Genomic DNA, 18,893 nt, shown 5'->3' with positions numbered 1-18,893 from the left:
TGCAATGCCCGGGTCATCTTTCTCCGAGACCTGCCATGACCACCCTCCTGCACATCGAATGCTCACCGCGCAAACAGCGCTCCGCCTCTTTGGAAATCGCCCACCAGTTTATCGCGCGGTATCAGCAGAACGCGCCGGATACCCAGGTGCATACCCTGGACCTCTGGGCACTGGACCTCCCCGAATTCGACGGCCCGATCATGGACGCCAAATACGCCGGGCTCAGTGGAACGCCGTTGAGTGATGAACAAGCCCTCGCCTGGGAAACGCTGAAAAAGCTGGCGGCCCAACTGCATCAGGCTGACGTGCTGATTTTCTCGGTTCCGCTGTGGAATTTCGCCGTGCCCTACAAGCTCAAGCACTTTATTGACGTAGTGTCGCAGAAGGACGTGTTGTTCGAATTCAGCCCGGAGCACGGATTGCGCGGGCTGCTGCGCAACAAGACGGCGGTGAACGTGTATGCGCGGGGTATGGATTTTTCGGCGCCGGACACCCAGGCGATGGATTTCCAGAAGCCCTACATGGATGCCTGGCTAGGTTTTGTCGGGGTGACAGATGTGCATTCGTTGTATGTGGAGAAGACCATCCTGGGGCCGGAGGTCGATCAGGCTTCGCGCCTGAAAAGCACAGCGTTGGCGTTATTGCTTGCGGATCAGTTGGCCTTACAGGCGGGGGAAAAACTGATGTGAACACTGTACCTGTGGCGAGGGAGCTTGCTCCCGCTGGACTGCGCAGCAGGCCCATCTTTTGGGTCCGCTTCGCGGCCCAGCGGGAGCAAGCTCCCTCGCCACAAAGTCCGGAGTATTCAGCCGTGTTGTTTTTCGACCCACTTGCCATAAGCATCGATAAACGCCTGCAGGAACGGCTTGGTCTTTTCCGACACCTTGCCCGCCTCGTCAAACACACTGCCCGCGCCACCCAGATAGGCCTCCGGCTGTTGCATGCAGGGCACATCAAGGAACACCAGGGATTGGCGCAAATGATGGTTGGCGCCAAACCCACCAATCGCACCCGGCGATACACTGATGATCGCGCCCGGCTTGCCACTCCAGGCGCTCTGCCCGTAAGGCCGCGAACCGACGTCGATGGCGTTCTTCAACGGGGCGGGCACGGAGCGGTTGTATTCCGGGGTCACGAACAACACCGCGTCGGATGAACTCACGTGTTTGCGGAAAGTACTGTAGGCTGCCGGCGGTGTCGCACCGTCAATGTCTTCGTTGTAGAGCGGCAAATCGCCAATTTCCACAATGTTCAACTTCAGATTGGCCGGGGCCAGTTCGGCCAGGGCCAGCGCGACTTTGCGGTTGATCGAGTCTTTTCTCAAGCTGCCGACCACGACGGCTACGGTGTAGACCTTGCTCATTGGGGTTTCCCGACGTCTGACTAAAGGAGCTTGTAGTTATAGAGTCTTCGCGGCGTGTTCACCAGAAGGTTTTGATATTCCTGCGGGCGTTTGAGTGGCACTGCGACACGTAGGAAGCATCTGAAAATATCAGCGAATAGTATTTTTATTCCGTAAGTAAACTACCCCGCTCCATGACGGTCTACAGAACCGCAAATCGAGTGTTTATCTCCAGAGGTTCTAAACAGATGGCAGCAGTATTAGTCGGACAGTTTCATGCCAGAGACGCAGAAGGACGCGTGTATTCGGTGCATGAGTTCCAGGAATCCAACCCGGCGCAAGGCGACCTGGCTGGTTCGGCACCTACCACCACCTACAAGCTGGCCATTGGCGACCGTGTAGAGAAACTGGAAGGCGACGAATTCAAGTTGATCCAATCGGGCACCATTCTTGTGCGCGAATCGCAAACCACCCTCGCTTCATAAGATCTCGCCCTATCCACCTGCTCAGTCCTGGCCATTGACGGCATTGACTGGGCTGGGGTGATCACGGACGACGGATTTCCGTGACCTCAATGCCCTGCTCTCCCTGCACCTTCTTCAGCGTCACCATCAGCCGCCCCCTCTCACCGTCAACGGCATACAGCAAACGCTGGTAGCCTGCGGAGTTGTAGCCGGGATGCGCGACCACCTGCCTGACCAACTCCATGCCCAGCACCGAGCCCACCTGCTCCACGACCTGTTCCTGGGAACGGATAAAGGCTTCAAGTGCCAGGTTTTCCGGCGCGGTTTCGTTTTGAGTGTCGAGGAGATAAGCAGCCACGCAGCCGACGGTCACCAGGACCAGCAGTTGCTTGGCCGTTACCCCGAGGAAAATCGAGGGTAAAGGCATATGAGACCAGACCTGTTTTTGTTGTTAATGCCGGAAGCCGGCTGTGGTCGTTGATGATCAGCATCGCCATTCTATTGAATACCCGGCCCGCTGCACATAGACTCCGGCGATGCGTTTACGTCATATCGAAGTGATTCAGGCCATCTTGCAGACCGGACACCCAGGCTTGGCCGCCGAATGGTTGCAACTTTCCGTGGGCGATGTGGAAGCGGCGCTCAAGGATGCCGAGCAGCAGCTTGGCTTCATGCTGTTCGCCAGTGTGCGTGGACGTTTGCAGGCCACCCGGGAAACCCTGGAACTGCAGGCCGAAATCGCCCACGTCTATGAAGCGCTGGAGCCGGTGCAACGACTGGCCAGCCGCTTGAAACACCATCATGCCCCCACCCTGCGCGCGCTCTGCACGCCGCCCCTGGCCAACCAACTGCTGCCGCAAAGCATTGCAATGTTGCGCCGACGTTTTCAGGACACACCGTGCAACTTATCGAGCCAGCCGACTCGGGAGATCGTCAGGAGCCTGCTGCTGCACGAAGCCGATGTGGGGTTGAGCCTGTATGACCCGGAACACCCGCAAATCCACAGCACGGTACTGGCCCAAGGCAAACTGCAATTGCTCGCCCCCCATGGCTGGCTCAAGCCCAAACAGAAATACATCGCGCTGCAGGACCTCGCCGGGCAGTCGATGATCGGGCTGGAAGGCCAGGACCCTCTCAGCCGCCTGCTGGACGCCAAGCTGCAAGCCTTGCGCCCGCTGCCGGTGGTGCAGACGCGTGTACAGACTTATCAGATGATGCGCAGCATGGTCGAAGCGGGAGAAGGCCTGGCGGTGGTTGACCCCTTCACCGCCTTTGGCGCACGGGAGGCGGGGCTGGATGCGTGCCCGGTGTCGCCGCCGATCATGGTCAGCCTGTACGCGCTGACCCTCAAGGACGGCGCGACCTCGCCGGCGCTGAATGCGTTGCTGGAGATCGTGACGCAAAGGGCCGAGGGCCTTCTTTCAGGTGAGACAAAGACCCTGTAGGAGCGAGCTCGCTCGCGAAAAACTTATAGGCGCCGCGTTTAGATTGGATGCACGCGTTACCGTTGACGTTTTTCGCGAGCAAGCTCGCTCCTACACCTTGAACAGCCGATACCAGAATACCGCCACTTCACGGGTCTGCGGGTCGATGCCGCGATAGCGCAGGTGGTCGACCCCGCCCATCACGTAGCCGCAACGCTCGTACAACCGACAGGCGCCCAGATTGTTGTTCTGGGTTTCCAGCATCATCCCCGGCAGGTTCTTTTTGCGGCTCCAGAACTGCGCCACATCCAGCAGCGCCTTGGCCACCCCATGGCGCCGCGCGGGCAAAGCTACCGCGAGCTCGTCGACATGGGCAAAACCGTTCCAGTTGGTGCTGACCACAATGTGCCCGACCGCGCGATCGTCGAGATAGGCCATGAAGATCGCGCTGTCGGGCGCATCGCGGAAGCTGGCGAACTCTTCGGGGTCGATGCCATAGCACTTGCGGTACGGCAGGATGCGCTCCACGGGCCATTGATCGACCCGCTTGCCGATCTGCGGCTCACCGTAGGCGCTGACCTCAAAGCTGAAATCATTGCCCCACACGTAGGCATCAAAGCCTTCGTCGGCGACCCTTACACTGAGCCCCGGATACTTCGGGTTCATTACAGCTTGCATAACCATCCTTAACCCTTGATGCAATCGACGGTGTAACAACGACCACTGCCGTCATCTTCGTGTTGCAACCCATGAACATCAGCGACAAAACCGGGAAAACTGCTATCGAACGTCCGGGCAAATGCCAGGTAGTCGATGATCGAGCGCGTCGACTCGGTAAAGCGCTCGCCCGGCATGATCAACGGAATGCCGGGCGGATAAGGCACCAGCATCACTGCTGCGACGCGGCCTTGCAAGGCGTCAATGGAGACCGCCTCCACTTCGCCCCTCACCAATTGGTCATAGGCGTCGGCCGGTTTCATCGCGATTTCCGGCAAGACGGTGTACATGCGCTTGAGGTGTTTGGCCGTGGCATTGCTGCGGTAACAGCCGTGCAATTGGTTGCACAGGTCGCGCAAACCCAGCCCTTGGTAACGCGCCGGCCCTTGGGCAAACACCGAAGGCAGGCAACTGGCCAGGCTGACATTGGCATCGTAACTGCGCTTGAACTCCAGCAACTCGGTGAGCAAGGTACTCCATTTGCCCTTGGTAATGCCCATGGAGAACAACACGAGGAAGGAATACAACCCGGTTTTTTCCACCACCAGCCCACGCTCCCAGAGGAATTTGCTGACGACCGCTGCGGGAATCCCGCAATCGCTGAGGGCACCGCCGGCATTGAGGCCGGGCATCACCAGCGTGACTTTGATCGGGTCCAGCAGCACGTAGTCTTCAGCCACATCACCGAAGCCATGCCAGTCATCCTCGGGGTGCAACAGCCAATCGGCGGTGACCACGCGGTCGATGCCCGCTACTGATGGCGGCTGCCAGATCGAAAACCACCAATCCTCTTCAGCAATGTGCTGGCGCAAGTTGGCCAGCGCACGGCGGAAACTCAACGCCTCGTCGAACATCTCCTGCAACAGCGAACGCCCGGCCGGACCTTCCATCATCGCCGACGCCACATCCAGCGAGGCAATGATGCTGTATTGCGGCGACGTGGAAATATGCATCATGAAGGCTTCGTTGAAACGGTCACGGTCCAACTGGCGTGCGCCGCCATCCTGCACATGGATCATCGAGGCCTGGCTGAAGGCCGCCAGCAGCTTGTGGGTCGAGTGGGTGGTGAATACCAGCGGGCTGTCTGGCGTACGCGAAGTACCCATCCCGTAGCGCCCGGAGAAGAACTCATGAAACGCGGCATAGGCATACCAAGCCTCGTCAAAATGCAACACCTCGACGCTGTTGCCCAGTTGCTGCTTGATCAGCTCGGCGTTGTAGCACAGGCCGTCGTAGGTGGAATTGGTCACCACAGCCATTTTCACTTTCGGCGGGCGGCCACGGGTGAGCGGGCTGGCGTCGATCTTGGCGCGGATGGATTCGGGGCTGAATTCGCTCAAGGGAATCGGGCCGATAATCCCCAGTTCATTGCGTTCGGGGCACAGGTACAGCGGGATGGCGCCGGTCATGATGATCGAGTGCAGCACCGACTTATGGCAATTGCGGTCCACCAGCACCAGGTCATCACGCCCGACCATGGAATGCCAGACGATCTTGTTCGCGGTGGAGGTGCCGTTGATCACGAAGAAGGTGTGGTCAGCGCCAAAGTTGCGCGCAGCGCGGGCCTCGGCTTCGGCCAACGGGCCGGTGTGGTCCAGCAACGAACCGAGTTCAGGCACTGATACCGACAGGTCCGAGCGCAGGGTATTTTCCCCGAAGAACTGGTGAAACGCCTGCCCCACCGGGCTCTTGCGGTAGGCCACGCCACCGCCATGGCCGGGGGTGTGCCAGGAGTAGTTGGAGTCAGCGGTGTGCTGCACCAGCGCCTTGAAGAATGGCGGCAACAGGCCATCCAGGTAAGTGCGCGCCGCACGGGCGACTTGCCGCGCAAGAAACGGCACGGTGTCTTCGAACAGGTAGAGAATGCCGCGCAACTGGTTGAGTTCGCTCATGGCATCGGCGGGCGCGTTTTCCAGGGTGACTTGCTCGCCCAGGGCAAAGATCGGCAGGTTCGGCGCCCGCAGCCGCGCCAGGCGAATCAGCTCAACCATGTTTTGCAGCAGGTGGGTATTTTCGCCGGCACCCTCGGCGGCGATCAGCATGCACGCCAAGCCATGATGGGTAGACGCCACCAATCGCCCTTCGGCGTAATCCACTGCGGAAAAAATACTGAAACCCTCTTGTTCCAGCTCTCGGGCGATGCCTCGGACCCGGTCACCGGCAACGGTGTCGGCCTTGATGTCACGGTGCACGATAAGGACAGGGAACTTCAGGTCTTTGTACATGAGTGCTTGTAGTCCTGAGGGCTATGCACTCAAGGGTAGAAGCTGGGGGGCGATGACGCGAATGAAGATTTCAACGGTTGTACAAATCAAAGGTGGGAGCGGGCTTGCTCGCGAATGCAGTGTGTCAGTCGACAGATGAGTCAACTTAACCACCCTATTCGCGAGCAAGCCCGCTCCCACATTTTTACCGCGTTTTTCCGGCCTATTGCTGGGTCAGGGTCGACCACAACGCCGGCGCACCCGCCGACTTGGCAATCGCTTCCAGCCGCGCCGCATGCTCGGCCAGGTCCTGCTCACTGGCGCGGATGATCGTGGTCGGCTTGCGGTCGCCCGGCAGCCGGCGGATTTCCGAAGGACGGTTGCCCGACCCTTCCGCCGATCCGCTGCCATCGGAGGCGTTACCCGCCAGGGACAGGCTGGTCTGCCCGCCGGTCATGGTCAGGTAGACGTCAGCAAGAATCTCGGAGTCGAGCAAGGCGCCGTGAAGCTCACGGCCGGAGTTGTCGACGCCATAACGCTTGCACAAGGCATCGAGGCTGTTGCGCTGGCCGGGGTGACGCTCACGGGCCATCATCAAGGTGTCGAGGATCGAACAGTGCTGGGAGATGTCTGCGCGATCGGTCTGCCCCATCAGGGCAAATTCGTTGTTGATGAAGCCGACGTCGAACGCCGCGTTATGGATGATCAACTGCGCGCCGTTAATGAATTCGAAGAACTCATCGGCAACTTCAGCGAAACGCGGCTTGCCCTTGAGGAATTCGTCAGTGATGCCGTGAACGCCAATCGCGCCTTCGTCACTGTCGCGGTCCGGTTGCAGGTAGACGTGGAAGTGACGTCCAGTGAGGCGCCGCCCCATCAATTCGACACAGCCGATTTCGATGATCCGGTGGCCGTCGGTCACCGGCATGCCGGTGGTTTCGGTATCGAGTACAACAGATCGGATGGCCATCAGGGTTCAGCTCTCAACGGTGTGGTGTATTTCAAGGGGCGGGATATTAGCACGTCACACTCCAGGCCGCCCAAGGCTGGCCCAACGCCTTCAATTTCCGACAGTTTCTTACAATCCTTCGCAAAGCCGCAGCAGATGATCCAAGGTGCCCTTGCTAGCCTGCGCACCCCACCTGAATGCGGACTCGGCAACACCATGAACCTTTCAAAAACACTCTGCACCCTGTTGCTGATGGGCTGTGCCTGCAGTGCACACGCTACCAGCTTCGTAATGACTACCGACTTCCTGGTCAGCCTGTCCATGAGCGCCAGCAAGGGCACCAGTTCTTCATTCAAGGACGACAAGATTGTCCAGGCCGCCAGGGATGACGCCGAAGCCTTTGTCGCCAGCGATGGCCAGATCCTGGGGGTGCGCCTGGCGTCGGCGCTGGTGCATGTGCGTGAACGTCTGCCCGGGCAAACCTATACCGACATGCAACTGGCCCAGGCTATCGCCGCGCTTTAAACATCAGCTCTGCTTGTAGCCGCGCACTTCGTCCACGCCTCGATTGGCCAACTGGTCGGCGCGCTCGTTGCCAGGGTGGCCGATGTGGCCGCGTACCCATTTCCAGGTGATGTCATGGCGATTGCATTGCTCATCGAGCAGTTGCCACAGGTCGGCATTCTTCACCGGCTCCTTGGCCGCCGTCTTCCAGCCGCGCTTCTTCCAGTTGACCATCCACTCGTTGATGCCCTTCATCACGTATTGCGAGTCGGTCACCAGCAACACGTTGCAACGGCGCTTGAGTTCTTCCAGGCCGCGAATGGCGCCCATCAGCTCCATGCGGTTGTTGGTGGTATTGGGTTCGCCGCCCCACAACTCTTTCTCCACGCCCTTGCACACCAGCAACGCGCCCCAGCCGCCAGGGCCGGGGTTGCCCTTGCAGGCGCCATCGGTGAAGAGTTCTACGCTATCGGTCATCGGTTGCTCGGTATTCATTAAAAAAGAGGGTCATGCGTCGCTTTGCTTGCGGTTGACCTTGGCCATCGGCATCGGCACCAACTTGCCCATCGGCTCGCGGCGTACCTGTTGCACCGGCCGCAACCCGACCACGATCTTGCGCGCCACCAGCAGATAGAAGCCGCCACCTGACAGTTGCCAGGCACCTGCGCGGCGTTCCCAGCCGGCCAGGCGGGCTTGCCACTTGGTCGACGCAAGCGGCGGACGATAGCACCCGAAGCGGCGTTTCTCCAGCGCGAAGCCCAGCAGGTTCAGCCAGTCCCCCACCCGTTGCGGCGAGATACAACGCGCCTGGCGCAAGGCGTCGTGGGCGAACACATGGCGCAAGCCCCAACTGCTCCACGGGTTGATCCCGACAATCAGCAAATGGCCACCCGGGCGCACACTGCTCGCCGCTTCGCGCAGCAAGCCGTGGGGCGACAGGCAGAAATCCAGGCCATGCTGCAACACCACCACATCGGCGGCGTGCTCGCTCAACGGCCAGGCCTGTTCCTCGCAGACAATCTCCACCCCCGGCAACGGTGCACCCAGGCGCACATTGCGTTGTACCTGAGGCGCGCACGGCGGCGTTTCGGCCGATGGCCCGTAATGCACAAGATAACCGCCAAAGAACCGGCCCAACTCGTCTTCGAGCATGCGCCGTTCTTCGTCCAGCAGAAATTGCCCGATCGGACCGGACAGCCATTCACGGGCTGCGCTGATCAGGGCCAGCCACTCAGGATCGGCCTGGGCGAACGCTTTATCAGTCATTGCATTCTCCAACTCGCCTAGACGTTCTAAGATGCACCAATGTGTTCAGCTTGGCGAATCGAAGAATGATACAGATCAGTGCCCTGCCCGCCTTCACCGATAACTACATCTGGTTGTTACAAGACCCGAGCACCCAGCGCTGCGCCGTGGTCGACCCCGGCGATGCCGCGCCGGTGCTGGCCTGGCTCAAGCAAAACCCTGAGTGGGTCCTCAGCGACATCCTGATCACTCACCACCACCACGACCATGTCGGCGGCGTCGAACAACTCAAACGGGTGACGGACGCCAAGGTCTACGGCCCGGCCAACGAGAAAATCCCGGCGCGGGACGTAGCGTTGAACGATAACGACCGCATCAGCGTGCTCGGCTGGGATTTCGACATTTATACCGTGCCCGGCCACACCCTGGGCCATATCGCCTTTTATCACCAGGGCGTGCTGTTGTGTGGCGATACCCTGTTCGCCGCCGGTTGCGGCCGCCTGTTCGAAGGCACGCCGGAACAGATGCACACGTCGCTTGAGCGTTTGGCCGCACTGCCCGCCGACACCTTGGTGTACTGCACCCACGAATACACCCAAAGCAACCTCAAGTTTGCCCAGGCCGTCGAACCAGATAACGCCGATATCGCCGAACGGGTGGAAAACGTCCGGCAATTGCGCGAACGTGGCGAGATCACGCTGCCTTCCAACCTGGCCCTGGAAAAGCGCACCAACCCCTTTCTGCGAACCTCTGAAACATCCGTTAAACAAAAAGCGGACGAACGGAATGGCCGCGACAACCGCTCTGGGGCCGAGGTGTTTGCTAGCTTGAGGGCGTGGAAAGATAAGTTCTAACAGGAAGCAATCTGATACGTAATTTCTGAATGGTTGACCGGAACCCAACGGGTTTCTAGAATCGCCCGACATTTTTGCCCGGAACTTACTTCCAGCCAATGTCGTCATCTATTCGTAAATCCAACCATTCAGACGCATTGACCCGCCTGGCTCAAGCTGTGGCGGTGGCTGTGTCCGCCACGCTGGCGGGCTGCCAATCAAGCAATTTCACCGCACAATCCACCGTGCAACCCAAGCCGAACCTTAGCGCCAAGATCAAACAGAAACCCGTCATCTGGCTTTCGGAAAAGCCAGCGCCCGAAGCGCCCCAGGATGTTTGGGAGCGTATGCGACGGGGCTTTCAATTGCAGGACGGTGTAGGCGTCAACCCACGTATCGAGCAACAGCGACTGTGGTTCGCCAGCAACCCTTCCTTCCTTGAGAATGCCGGCGAACGTGGCAGCCTCTACATTCATTACATCGTCGAGCGCCTTGAAGAACGCAACATGCCCCTGGAGCTGGCGCTGCTGCCAGTGATTGAAAGCGCCTACAACCCAATGGCCTATTCGCGCAGCGATGCGGTCGGCTTGTGGCAATTCATTCCCTCCACCGGGCGCTACTTCAACCTGCGCCAGACCCGCGCCTATGATGGCCGTCGCGACATCACCGCCTCCACCACCGCCGCCCTCGACTACCTGACCCGTCTGCACGACATGTTCAACGGTGACTGGCTGCTGGCCCTGGCCGCCTACAACGCCGGCGAAGGCACGGTGAGCCGGGCGATCGAGCGCAACGAAAAGCTCGGCCTGCCGACCGACTACTGGAACCTGCCCCTGCCCCAGGAAACCAAGGACTACGTGCCCAAGTTCCTGGCGCTGTCCCAGGTGGTGCTAGCGCCCGAGGCCTATGGCGTCAACCTGAACCCGATTGCCAACACGCCGTACTTCGAAGTGGTTGAAGTCAAGCAAAGCATGGACCTGTCACGGGTTGCCGCGCTGGCCGAGATCGACGAAGACGAACTGTTCCAGCTCAATCCCGCGCTGAAGCAGCGCACCACCTTGGATGGCCCGCAGCATCTGCTGGTGCCGAGCTCCAAGGCGCAATTGCTCACCAGCACCCTTTCGACGATGAAGCCTGAAGAATTGCTGGCGATGCGTCCGAAAAAGCAGGTGTTCGACGAAGTCGAGACCGCGCGGGTTGCCGGGCGTACCCGCAGCTACAAGGTACGCAGTGGCGACAACCTGACGCTGATCGCCAAGGCCAACAAGGTCGATGTGCATGACCTGCAGCGCTGGAACAAGCTCAACGGCCAGGCCCTCAAGGTCGGCCAGACCCTGGTGATGCAGGACACGCGCAAGCTGGTGGCCAAGGCTGACAGCAAGAAACCGGTGCAATACAAGGTCAAGAAGGGCGACTCGCTGTACATCGTCGCCAAGCGCTTCAACGTCGAGATGCAACATCTCAAGCGCTGGAACCCGCGCACTGGCCAGGCGTTGAAACCGGGGCAGATGCTGGTGGTATCAGGTCCACGCTAAAGTTCAAGAACACTGGAGACCCCATGTGGGAGGGGGCTTGCCCCCGATAGCGGTAGGCCAGCCAATGAATCTGTTGGCTGATGCATTGCTGTCGGGGGCAAGCCCCCTCCCACATTGATTCTGCGTCAATCCAACGGCCTTTTTCCAACCGGAACAAGCTGTTACTGTACCGATCATAAAGCGCAAGCCGCCTGGATCGGATCCCTGATTTGAAGCGTCCCCTCCTTCTACTAATAAGTCTGGCCTTGAGCTTTGGTGCGAACGCGGCGATTACCGAGAGCCACGGTTATACGCAGTTCGGCAGTCTCAAGTACCCGGCCAAATTCACCCACTTCGATTGGGTAAACCCTGCAGCGCCGAAAGGCGGGACATTGCGGGTCATGGCCTTTGGCACCTTCGATACCCTCAACCCCTATACCTTCAAGGGCTCCAGCCCGGTTTCCACCCCTAATTTCCTGCAATACGGAGTCAACGAGCTGAACGAGCCGTTGATGGTGGGCACCGGCCTGTACGCGCCCTCCGGCGATGAGCCCACCTCCAGTTATGGGCTGATCGCCCAGTCGGTGGAGTACAGCGAGGACCGCAGCTGGGTGGTGTTCAATCTGCGCCCGGAAGCGCGCTTCCACGATGGCAAGCCGATCACCGCCTACGACGTGGCGTTTTCCTATCGCACGCTGCTGACCGAAGGCCACCCGCAATACCGCACCAACCTGCAGGAAGTGGCGCGGGTGGACGTCCTCAACCGGCACCGCATCCGCTTTGTGTTCAAGCGCGCCGGCAACCCGTTGTTGATCCTGCGCCTGGGCGAATTGCCGGTATTGCCCCAGCACTACTGGAAAAACCGCGATTTCAAGGCCACCACCTTCGAACCGCCTTTGGGCAGCGGGCCGTACCGCATCAGCAAGGTCACGCCTGGCCGACAATTGGTGTTCGAACGGGTCAAGGACTATTGGGGCAAGGACCTGCCGGTCAACCAAGGCTTCTATAACTACGACAAGGTCGAAGTGGAGTTCTACCGCGACAGCGACGTGGCCTTCGAAGCCTTCAAGGCCGGCGAATTCGATATCTATATCGAGCATCAAGCCAAAAACTGGGCCAATGGCTACAACTTCCCGGCGGTGAACCGGGGCGACGTGATCAAGGCGCAGATCGCCCACCAGATCCCGACCCAGAGCCAGGGCCTGTTCATGAACAGCCGGCGGCCGACCTTCAGCCAGACCAAGGTGCGCGAAGCCCTGGGGCTGATGTTCGACTTCGAATGGACCAACCGCACCCTGTTCAGCAGCGCCTACAAACGTACCTTGAGCTATTACCCCAACAGCGAATTCTCCGCCACCGGCGTGCCCACCGGCCATGAATGGCTAATGCTCTCGCCCTACCGCGAGCAATTGCCGGCCAACCTGTTTACCCAGCCGTTCAGCCTGCCCCAGACCGACGGGCGCGGCATCCCCCGCGAAACCATGCGCCGCGCCCTGGCCCTGCTCGGTGGCGCCGGCTGGAAACTCTCCGGCCAACGCCTACTGAACAAGGACGGCCAACCGCTGCGCTTCGAGATCCTGCTGGTCAACCCGAACCTGGAGCGCATCCTGCAGCCCTATGTCGAGAACCTGATCAGCATCGGCATCGACGCGCGCCTGCGCACCGTCGACCGCGCCCAGTACAAGCAGCGCCTGGATCAATTCGACTTCGACATGATCCTCATCACCCTCAACCAGACCTTGAGCCCGGGCCTTGAGCAGTGGCAGTACTTCCACTCCAGCCAGGCCGCGATCAAGGGCAGCAAGAACTATGCAGGCATTGCCAACCCGATTGTCGATCACCTGCTGGAACAGCTGCTGGCCGCCAAGACCCGCGAAGAGCAACTGGCCGCCGGCCGTGCCCTGGACCGGGTGCTGCTGTGGCAGCACTACAGTATTCCCAACTGGTACCTCAACTATCATCGCTTGGCGTACCGCAACCGGTTCGCCTTTGTCACCACGCCGCCCTATAGCCTGGGCCTGAGTGCGTGGTGGCTGAAAGCTTCGGAGAAAGCCCAATGATGTATTTGCGTACTGCACTGCTCGGCGGCCTGCTGCTGTGCACCGCGGCCCAAGCCGCCCCGCAACATGCGTTGACGCTCTACAACGAACCACCGAAATACCCCGCCGACTTCAAGCACTTCGACTACGTCAACCCGGATGCGCCCAAGGGCGGCAACTTCCGCGAGTCGGCCATGGGCGGCTTCGACAGCCTCAACCCCTACATCAGCAAAGGCGTGCCGGCCGATAACCTCGGTTTGATCTACGACACCCTGGCCATGCAAAGCCTGGACGAGCCCATCACCGAATACGGCCTGGTGGCCGGCAAGATCGAAAAGGCCCCGGACAACAGTTGGGTGCGCTTCTACCTGCGCCCGGAAGCCCGCTTCCATGATGGCCACCCGATCCGCGCCGAAGACGTGGTGTTCACCTTCCAGGAACTGATCAAGGAAGGCTCGCCGATCTACCGCACCTACTACGCCGATGTCGACGAAGTGATCGCCGAAGACCCGCTGAAGGTGCTGTTCAAGTTCAAGCGCACCAACAACCGCGAATTACCGCTGATCCTCGGACAACTGCCGGTATTGCCCAAGCATTGGTGGGCGACCCGCGATTTCGCCAAGGGCAACCTTGAAGTGCCGCTGGGCAGCGGGCCGTACAAGGTCGCCGAGGTCAAGGCCGGGCGCATGATCCGCTACGAGCGGGTCAAGGATTACTGGGCCAAGGACCTGCCGGTCGCCAAGGGTTTCTACAACTTCGATAACCGCATCACTGACTATTACCGCGACAGCACCGTGTCCCTGGAAGCCCTCAAGGCCGGGCAGTTCGACTACTGGCTGGAGTTCAGCGCCAAGAACTGGGCCAACGCCTACAACATCCCGGCGGTGGCCCAGGGTCGCCTGATCAAGGAAGAAATCCCCAACGGCAACCCCACCGGCATGCAGGGCTTCGTGTTCAACATGCGCAAGCCGATGTTCCAGGACGTACGCGTGCGCAAGGCCATCAGCCTGTTGCTGGATTTCGAGTGGAGCAACAAGCAGCTGTTCAACGGTGCCTATACCCGCACCCGCAGCTACTTTGAAAACTCGGAGATGGCCGCCACCGGCCTGCCCGGCCCGGATGAATTGGCGATCCTCGAACCGCTGCGCGACAAGATCCCGCCCGAGGTCTTCACCCAGGCCTTCGAACCGTCCAAGACCGACGGCAGCGGCATGATCCGCACCCAGCAGCGCGAGGCCTACCAACTGCTGCAAGAAGCCGGCTGGCGCATCGTCGATGACAAGATGGTCGACACCACCGGCACACCGGTGAAGATCGAGTTCCTGCTGGCCCAGACCGAGTTCGAACGTATCCTGCTGCCGTTCAAGCGCAACCTGGCCGACCTGGGCATCGACCTGGTGATCCGTCGGGTCGACGTGTCGCAGTTCATCAACCGCATTCGCTCAAGGGACTTCGACATGCTGGTGGGCAGCTTCCCGCAGTCCACTTCGCCGGGTAATGAGCAGCGCGAGTTCTGGAAGTCCTCCAGTGCCGACAAACCCGGCAGCCGCAACTACATGGGCCTCAAGGACCCGGCCATCGACCAACTGGTGGAAGAGTTGATCGACGCCGACTCGCGCAAAAGCCTGGTGGCGCATGCCAAGGCCCTGGACCGCGTGTTGCAGTTCGGCTACTACGTGATCCCGAACTGGCACATCAAGACCTTCCGCGTGGCGTATTGGGATCACTTGGGCCACCCCAAAGTCCCGCCGCGCTACGACGTCGGCACCGCCACCTGGTGGGCCAAGCCTGACGTAAAACCCGCCGTCACCTCAGACCCAGACACCAGCGCCGATCCGGCGAGCGGAGGCGATTAAATGCTGGCCTATATCTTTCGCCGCCTGTTACTGATCATCCCCACCCTGTTCGGGATCCTGCTGATCAACTTCGTCATCATCCAGGCCGCCCCCGGTGGCCCGGTGGAGCAGATGATCGCCAAGCTTGAAGGCTTCGAGGGCGCCACCAGCCGCATTGCCGGTGGTGGTTCCGAAGTGTCCGTGGCCGGCTCCAGCAGCTACCGCGGCGCCCAGGGCCTGGACCCGGCGCTGATCAAGGAAATCGAGAAGATGTACGGCTTCGACAAGTCGGCGCCGGAACGCTTGTGGATCATGGTCAAGAACTACGCCCAGCTGGACTTTGGCGACAGCTTCTTCCGTGACGCCAAGGTCATCGATTTGATCAAGGAGAAGATGCCGGTGTCCATTTCCCTCGGGTTATGGAGCACGCTGATCATGTACCTGGTGTCGATCCCGCTAGGGATCGCCAAGGCCACGCGGCACGGCAGCCATTTCGACGTATGGACCAGTTCGGCGATCATCGTCGGCTATGCGATCCCGGCGTTCCTGTTTGCGATCCTGCTGATCGTGGTGTTTGCCGGCGGCAGTTACCTGGACTGGTTCCCCTTGCGTGGACTCACGTCGAACAACTTCGACGAACTGAGCTGGGGCGGCAAGATCCTCGATTACTTCTGGCACCTGGCGCTGCCCATCACGGCCCTGGTGATCGGCAACTTCGCCACCATGACCCTGCTGACCAAGAACAGCTTTCTCGACGAGATCAACAAGCAGTACGTGGTCACCGCCAAAGCCAAGGGCCTGACCAACCACCGCGTGCTGTACGGCCATGTATTCCGCAACGCGATGTTGCTGGTGATCGCCGGTTTCCCTTCGGCGTTCATCGGGATCTTCTTCACCGGTTCCTTGTTGGTGGAGGTGATCTTCTCCCTCGACGGCCTGGGCCTGATGAGTTTTGAAGCGGCGATCAACCGCGACTACCCGGTGGTGTTCGGCACGCTGTTTATCTTCACCCTGCTGGGGCTGATCGTGAAACTGATCGGCGACCTCACCTACACCCTGGTCGATCCGCGTATCGACTTTGCCAGCCGGGAGCATTGAGATGAATCTATCCCCCCTCAATCGCCGTCGGTTCGAACGGTTCAAGGCCAACAAGCGTGGCTGGTGGTCACTGTGGCTGTTCCTGATCCTGTTCGTGCTGAGCCTGGGCGCCGAGCTGATCGCCAATGACAAACCGCTGGTCGTGCACTACGACGGCGGCTGGTACTTCCCCGCGCTCAAGCGCTACCCGGAGACCACCTTTGGCGGTGAATTCCCGCTGGAGGCCAACTACAAGAGCCCCTACATCCAGGAACTGCTCAAGGCCAAGGATGCCTGGACCTTGTGGGCGCCGATTCCGTTCAGCTACCAGAGCATCAACTACGACCTGAAAGTGCCGGCGCCTGCGCCGCCTTCCAGCGTCAACCTGTTGGGCACCGATGACCAGGGCCGCGATGTGCTGGCACGCGTGATCTACGGCTTCCGTGTGTCGGTGCTGTTTGCCCTGACGCTGACAGTGCTCAGCTCGATCATCGGCGTGATCGCCGGAGCCTTGCAGGGTTTCTACGGCGGTTGGGTCGATTTGGCCGGGCAGCGCTTCCTGGAGATCTGGTCCGGGCTGCCGGTGTTGTACCTGCTGATCATCCTCGCCAGTTTCGTGCAGCCCAATTTCTGGTGGTTGCTGGGCATCATGTTGTTGTTTTCGTGGATGAGCCTGGTGGATGTAGTGCGTGCCGAGTTCCTACGCGGGCGCAACCTGGAATACGTGCGCGCCGCCAGGGCCTTGGGCATGCAGAATGGCGCGATCATGTTCCGGCATATCCTGCCCAACGCGATGGTGTCGACCATGACCTTCATGCCGTTCATTCTCACCGGCGCCATCGGCACCCTCACCGCCCTGGACTTCCTCGGTTTTGGCTTGCCGGCCGGTTCGCCGTCGCTGGGTGAACTGGTGGCCCAAGGTAAATCCAACCTGCAAGCGCCGTGGCTGGGCATGAGTGCCTTTGCCGTGCTGGCGATCATGTTGAGTTTGCTGGTGTTTATCGGCGAGTCCGCTCGCGATGCCTTCGACCCGAGGAAATGAGATGAATCAGGACAATCTGATCGAAATCCGCGACCTCTCCGTCGAGTTCGTCACGGGCGACCATCACCACCGTGTGGTGAACAACGTCAGCTTCGACATCAAGCGTGGCGAGACCATCGCCCTGGTGGGTGAAAGCGGCTCAGGCAAATCGGTGACAGCCCACTCGATCCTGCGCCTGCTGCCCTACCCGCTGGCGCGGCACCCCTCCGGCACCATCAATTATGCCGGGCAGGACCTGCTCACACTGAAAGAAAAAACCATCCGCCACATTCGCGGCAACCGCATTGCAATGATCTTCCAGGAGCCGATGACCTCGTTGAACCCGCTGCACTCCATCGAGAAGCAAATCAACGAAGTGCTCGGCCTGCACAAGGGGCTGCAAGGCAAGGTCGCCACCCAACGTACCCTGGAGTTGCTGGACCTGGTGGGCATTCCCGAACCGCACAAACGCCTCAAGGCCCTGCCCCATGAGCTATCCGGAGGCCAGCGCCAACGGGTGATGATCGCCATGGCCCTGGCGAATGAACCGGAGCTGCTGATCGCTGATGAGCCGACCACGGCGCTGGATGTGACCGTGCAGTTGAAGATCCTCGAATTGCTCAAGGAGTTGCAGGCGCGCCTGGGCATGGCCCTGCTGCTGATCAGCCATGACTTGAACCTGGTGCGGCGTATCGCCCATCGCGTGTGCGTGATGCAAAAGGGTTGCATCGTCGAACAGGCCGACTGTGAAACGCTGTTCCAATCGCCCCAGCATCCGTATACCCAGGAACTGCTCGCGGCGGAGCCCAGCGGCGGACCGGCCGGCAACGAAGTCGGCCCTCCGTTGCTGGAAGTCGATGACCTGAAAGTGTGGTTCCCGATCAAGAAGGGCTTTTTGCGCAATACCGTCGATTATGTCAAGGCGGTGGACGGCATCAACTTTAGCCTGCCCCAGGGGCAGACCCTGGGAATCGTGGGCGAAAGCGGCTCGGGCAAATCGACCCTGGGCCTGGCGATTCTACGGTTGATCGCGAGCAAGGGCGGCATTCGTTTTGAAGGGCAGCAGTTGGATAAGCTCAGCCAGCAACAGGTGCGTCCGTTGCGTCGGGAGATGCAGGTGGTGTTCCAGGACCCGTTTGGCAGTTTGAGCCCGCGGATGTGTGTCAGTGAGATTGTTGGCGAGGGGTTGCGTATCCATAAGATGGGGACGCCATTGGAGCAGGAAGCGGCGATTATTGCGGCGCTCAAGGAAGTCGGGTTGGATCCGGAGTCGCGGCATCGGTACCCCCATGAGTTCTCGGGTGGGCAGCGTCAGCGCATTGCCATTGCCCGGGCGTTGGTGCTCAAGCCGCGCCTGATTTTGCTGGATGAGCCGACGTCGGCGCTGGATCGCACGGTGCAGCGGCAGGTGGTGGAGTTGTTGCGCAGTTTGCAGGCCAAGTACAACTTGACCTATCTGTTTATCAGCCATGATTTGGCGGTGGTCAAGGCGTTGAGCCATCAGTTGATGGTGGTGAAGCATGGGCAGGTGGTGGAACAGGGGGATGCGGCGGGGATTTTTGCCGCGCCGCAGCATGGGTATACGCGGCAGTTGTTGGAGGCGGCGTTTTTGGTGCCTGGGGTTTAGGTTGTGCTGGGTGAATATCCGTTGGTTGGGTGATGGCTGATATGGGTTCCGCCCTTACGGCGGCTCACTTTTGAACAGCGCAAAAGTAAGCAAAACGC

At 60.2% G+C, this 18,893-nt stretch carries 18 protein-coding genes; 11 read left to right on the top strand and 7 right to left on the bottom strand.

Features of this window, described 5'->3' with window-relative positions; translation table 11 throughout:
• The first annotated feature begins 35 nt into the window (after window positions 1–35).
• A complete protein-coding gene (locus tag HX793_RS25310) occupies window positions 36–689 on the top strand; it encodes an FMN-dependent NADH-azoreductase (RefSeq protein WP_177052986.1) in 654 nt (217 codons plus the stop codon).
• A gap of 116 nt (window positions 690–805) precedes the next feature.
• On the opposite strand, the gene HX793_RS25305 is transcribed toward HX793_RS25310, so the two are convergent.
• Entirely contained in the window at window positions 806–1,363 is a 558-nt protein-coding gene (locus tag HX793_RS25305; RefSeq protein ID WP_016979713.1) for an NADPH-dependent FMN reductase, read from the bottom strand.
• A gap of 227 nt (window positions 1,364–1,590) precedes the next feature.
• Between HX793_RS25305 and HX793_RS25300 the strand changes: the two genes are divergently transcribed.
• Entirely contained in the window at window positions 1,591–1,827 is a 237-nt protein-coding gene (locus HX793_RS25300) for a hypothetical protein (protein ID WP_016979714.1), read from the top strand.
• A gap of 61 nt (window positions 1,828–1,888) precedes the next feature.
• Here the strand turns inward: HX793_RS25300 and HX793_RS25295 are convergent, their stop codons facing one another.
• On the bottom strand, window positions 1,889–2,233 hold the full coding sequence (locus HX793_RS25295) for a hypothetical protein (protein WP_177094406.1): 345 nt from the start codon (window positions 2,231–2,233) through the stop codon (window positions 1,889–1,891).
• A gap of 109 nt (window positions 2,234–2,342) precedes the next feature.
• Between HX793_RS25295 and HX793_RS25290 the strand changes: the two genes are divergently transcribed.
• Window positions 2,343–3,251, top strand: a complete 909-nt coding sequence (locus tag HX793_RS25290; protein WP_177059780.1) for a LysR substrate-binding domain-containing protein — start codon at window positions 2,343–2,345, stop codon at window positions 3,249–3,251.
• A gap of 90 nt (window positions 3,252–3,341) precedes the next feature.
• On the opposite strand, the gene HX793_RS25285 is transcribed toward HX793_RS25290, so the two are convergent.
• From HX793_RS25285 to dnaQ, 3 genes are all read right to left on the bottom strand, one after another.
• Complete coding sequence (locus HX793_RS25285) at window positions 3,342–3,908, bottom strand: GNAT family N-acetyltransferase (RefSeq protein ID WP_177052983.1); 567 nt, start codon at window positions 3,906–3,908, stop codon at window positions 3,342–3,344.
• A gap of 8 nt (window positions 3,909–3,916) precedes the next feature.
• The gene (locus tag HX793_RS25280) at window positions 3,917–6,172 is read right to left on the bottom strand and encodes an Orn/Lys/Arg family decarboxylase (protein WP_177052982.1); all 2,256 of its coding nucleotides are present in this window, start codon (window positions 6,170–6,172) and stop codon (window positions 3,917–3,919) included.
• Between the two features lie 202 nt (window positions 6,173–6,374).
• Window positions 6,375–7,115, bottom strand: a complete 741-nt coding sequence (dnaQ, locus tag HX793_RS25275; RefSeq protein ID WP_177053027.1) for a DNA polymerase III subunit epsilon — start codon at window positions 7,113–7,115, stop codon at window positions 6,375–6,377.
• A 201-nt stretch (window positions 7,116–7,316) separates the two neighbouring features.
• Here dnaQ and HX793_RS25270 point away from each other — a divergent pair, with 201 nt between their 5' ends.
• Window positions 7,317–7,625 (top strand): DUF2388 domain-containing protein, encoded by a 309-nt coding sequence (locus tag HX793_RS25270; RefSeq protein WP_026000019.1) that lies wholly within the window; start codon window positions 7,317–7,319, stop codon window positions 7,623–7,625.
• Window positions 7,626–7,628: 3 nt separating this feature from the next.
• Here HX793_RS25270 and rnhA read toward each other — a convergent pair whose 3' ends face one another.
• Window positions 7,629–8,081: a ribonuclease HI gene (gene rnhA, locus HX793_RS25265; protein WP_010210917.1), complete on the bottom strand. Its 453-nt coding sequence runs from the start codon at window positions 8,079–8,081 to the stop codon at window positions 7,629–7,631.
• Window positions 8,082–8,111: 30 nt separating this feature from the next.
• Complete coding sequence (locus HX793_RS25260; RefSeq protein ID WP_016979721.1) at window positions 8,112–8,870, bottom strand: methyltransferase domain-containing protein; 759 nt, start codon at window positions 8,868–8,870, stop codon at window positions 8,112–8,114.
• A 65-nt stretch (window positions 8,871–8,935) separates the two neighbouring features.
• Here HX793_RS25260 and gloB point away from each other — a divergent pair, with 65 nt between their 5' ends.
• The 7 genes from gloB to HX793_RS25225 all read left to right on the top strand — a co-directional run bounded on the left by gloB (window position 8,936) and on the right by HX793_RS25225 (window position 18,795).
• Window positions 8,936–9,703 (top strand): hydroxyacylglutathione hydrolase, encoded by a 768-nt coding sequence (gene gloB, locus HX793_RS25255; protein ID WP_016979722.1) that lies wholly within the window; start codon window positions 8,936–8,938, stop codon window positions 9,701–9,703.
• Window positions 9,704–9,801: 98 nt separating this feature from the next.
• The gene (locus tag HX793_RS25250; protein WP_177094404.1) at window positions 9,802–11,217 is read left to right on the top strand and encodes a lytic transglycosylase domain-containing protein; all 1,416 of its coding nucleotides are present in this window, start codon (window positions 9,802–9,804) and stop codon (window positions 11,215–11,217) included.
• Between the two features lie 209 nt (window positions 11,218–11,426).
• A complete protein-coding gene (locus HX793_RS25245; protein ID WP_177094401.1) occupies window positions 11,427–13,256 on the top strand; it encodes an extracellular solute-binding protein in 1,830 nt (609 codons plus the stop codon).
• Window positions 13,253–15,091: an extracellular solute-binding protein gene (locus HX793_RS25240; protein WP_177094399.1), complete on the top strand. Its 1,839-nt coding sequence runs from the start codon at window positions 13,253–13,255 to the stop codon at window positions 15,089–15,091. The genes HX793_RS25245 and HX793_RS25240 overlap by 4 nt, the downstream gene beginning before the upstream one ends.
• Complete coding sequence (locus HX793_RS25235) at window positions 15,092–16,168, top strand: microcin C ABC transporter permease YejB (RefSeq protein WP_016979726.1); 1,077 nt, start codon at window positions 15,092–15,094, stop codon at window positions 16,166–16,168. It abuts the gene before it with no gap.
• A 1-nt stretch (window position 16,169) separates the two neighbouring features.
• Window positions 16,170–17,189, top strand: a complete 1,020-nt coding sequence (locus HX793_RS25230) for an ABC transporter permease (RefSeq protein WP_177052979.1) — start codon at window positions 16,170–16,172, stop codon at window positions 17,187–17,189.
• Window position 17,190: 1 nt separating this feature from the next.
• Entirely contained in the window at window positions 17,191–18,795 is a 1,605-nt protein-coding gene (locus HX793_RS25225; RefSeq protein ID WP_028616406.1) for an ABC transporter ATP-binding protein, read from the top strand.
• The last annotated feature ends 98 nt before the right edge of the window (window positions 18,796–18,893 follow it).

Origin of the sequence: Pseudomonas reactans, from assembly GCF_013387025.1 — a bacterium.
Lineage (GTDB): Bacteria > Pseudomonadota > Gammaproteobacteria > Pseudomonadales > Pseudomonadaceae > Aquipseudomonas > Aquipseudomonas reactans.
The sequence above is the reverse complement of the archived record's forward strand: the minus strand, read 5'-3'. Positions and strand labels throughout refer to the sequence as shown.

What these genes read in the sequence shown, in the direction of transcription:
- HX793_RS25310 (WP_177052986.1), top strand. Translation starts at nt 36, where the DNA reads ATGACCACCCTCCTGCACATCGAATGCTCACCGCGCAAACAGCGCTCC.
- HX793_RS25305 (WP_016979713.1), bottom strand. Translation starts at nt 1,363, where the DNA reads ATGAGCAAGGTCTACACCGTAGCCGTCGTGGTCGGCAGCTTGAGAAAA.
- HX793_RS25300 (WP_016979714.1), top strand. Translation starts at nt 1,591, where the DNA reads ATGGCAGCAGTATTAGTCGGACAGTTTCATGCCAGAGACGCAGAAGGA.
- HX793_RS25295 (WP_177094406.1), bottom strand. Translation starts at nt 2,233, where the DNA reads ATGCCTTTACCCTCGATTTTCCTCGGGGTAACGGCCAAGCAACTGCTG.
- HX793_RS25290 (WP_177059780.1), top strand. Translation starts at nt 2,343, where the DNA reads ATGCGTTTACGTCATATCGAAGTGATTCAGGCCATCTTGCAGACCGGA.
- HX793_RS25285 (WP_177052983.1), bottom strand. Translation starts at nt 3,908, where the DNA reads ATGCAAGCTGTAATGAACCCGAAGTATCCGGGGCTCAGTGTAAGGGTC.
- HX793_RS25280 (WP_177052982.1), bottom strand. Translation starts at nt 6,172, where the DNA reads ATGTACAAAGACCTGAAGTTCCCTGTCCTTATCGTGCACCGTGACATC.
- HX793_RS25270 (WP_026000019.1), top strand. Translation starts at nt 7,317, where the DNA reads ATGAACCTTTCAAAAACACTCTGCACCCTGTTGCTGATGGGCTGTGCC.
- rnhA (WP_010210917.1), bottom strand. Translation starts at nt 8,081, where the DNA reads ATGACCGATAGCGTAGAACTCTTCACCGATGGCGCCTGCAAGGGCAAC.
- HX793_RS25260 (WP_016979721.1), bottom strand. Translation starts at nt 8,870, where the DNA reads ATGACTGATAAAGCGTTCGCCCAGGCCGATCCTGAGTGGCTGGCCCTG.
- gloB (WP_016979722.1), top strand. Translation starts at nt 8,936, where the DNA reads ATGATACAGATCAGTGCCCTGCCCGCCTTCACCGATAACTACATCTGG.
- HX793_RS25250 (WP_177094404.1), top strand. Translation starts at nt 9,802, where the DNA reads ATGTCGTCATCTATTCGTAAATCCAACCATTCAGACGCATTGACCCGC.
- HX793_RS25240 (WP_177094399.1), top strand. Translation starts at nt 13,253, where the DNA reads ATGATGTATTTGCGTACTGCACTGCTCGGCGGCCTGCTGCTGTGCACC.
- HX793_RS25235 (WP_016979726.1), top strand. Translation starts at nt 15,092, where the DNA reads ATGCTGGCCTATATCTTTCGCCGCCTGTTACTGATCATCCCCACCCTG.
- HX793_RS25230 (WP_177052979.1), top strand. Translation starts at nt 16,170, where the DNA reads ATGAATCTATCCCCCCTCAATCGCCGTCGGTTCGAACGGTTCAAGGCC.
- HX793_RS25225 (WP_028616406.1), top strand. Translation starts at nt 17,191, where the DNA reads ATGAATCAGGACAATCTGATCGAAATCCGCGACCTCTCCGTCGAGTTC.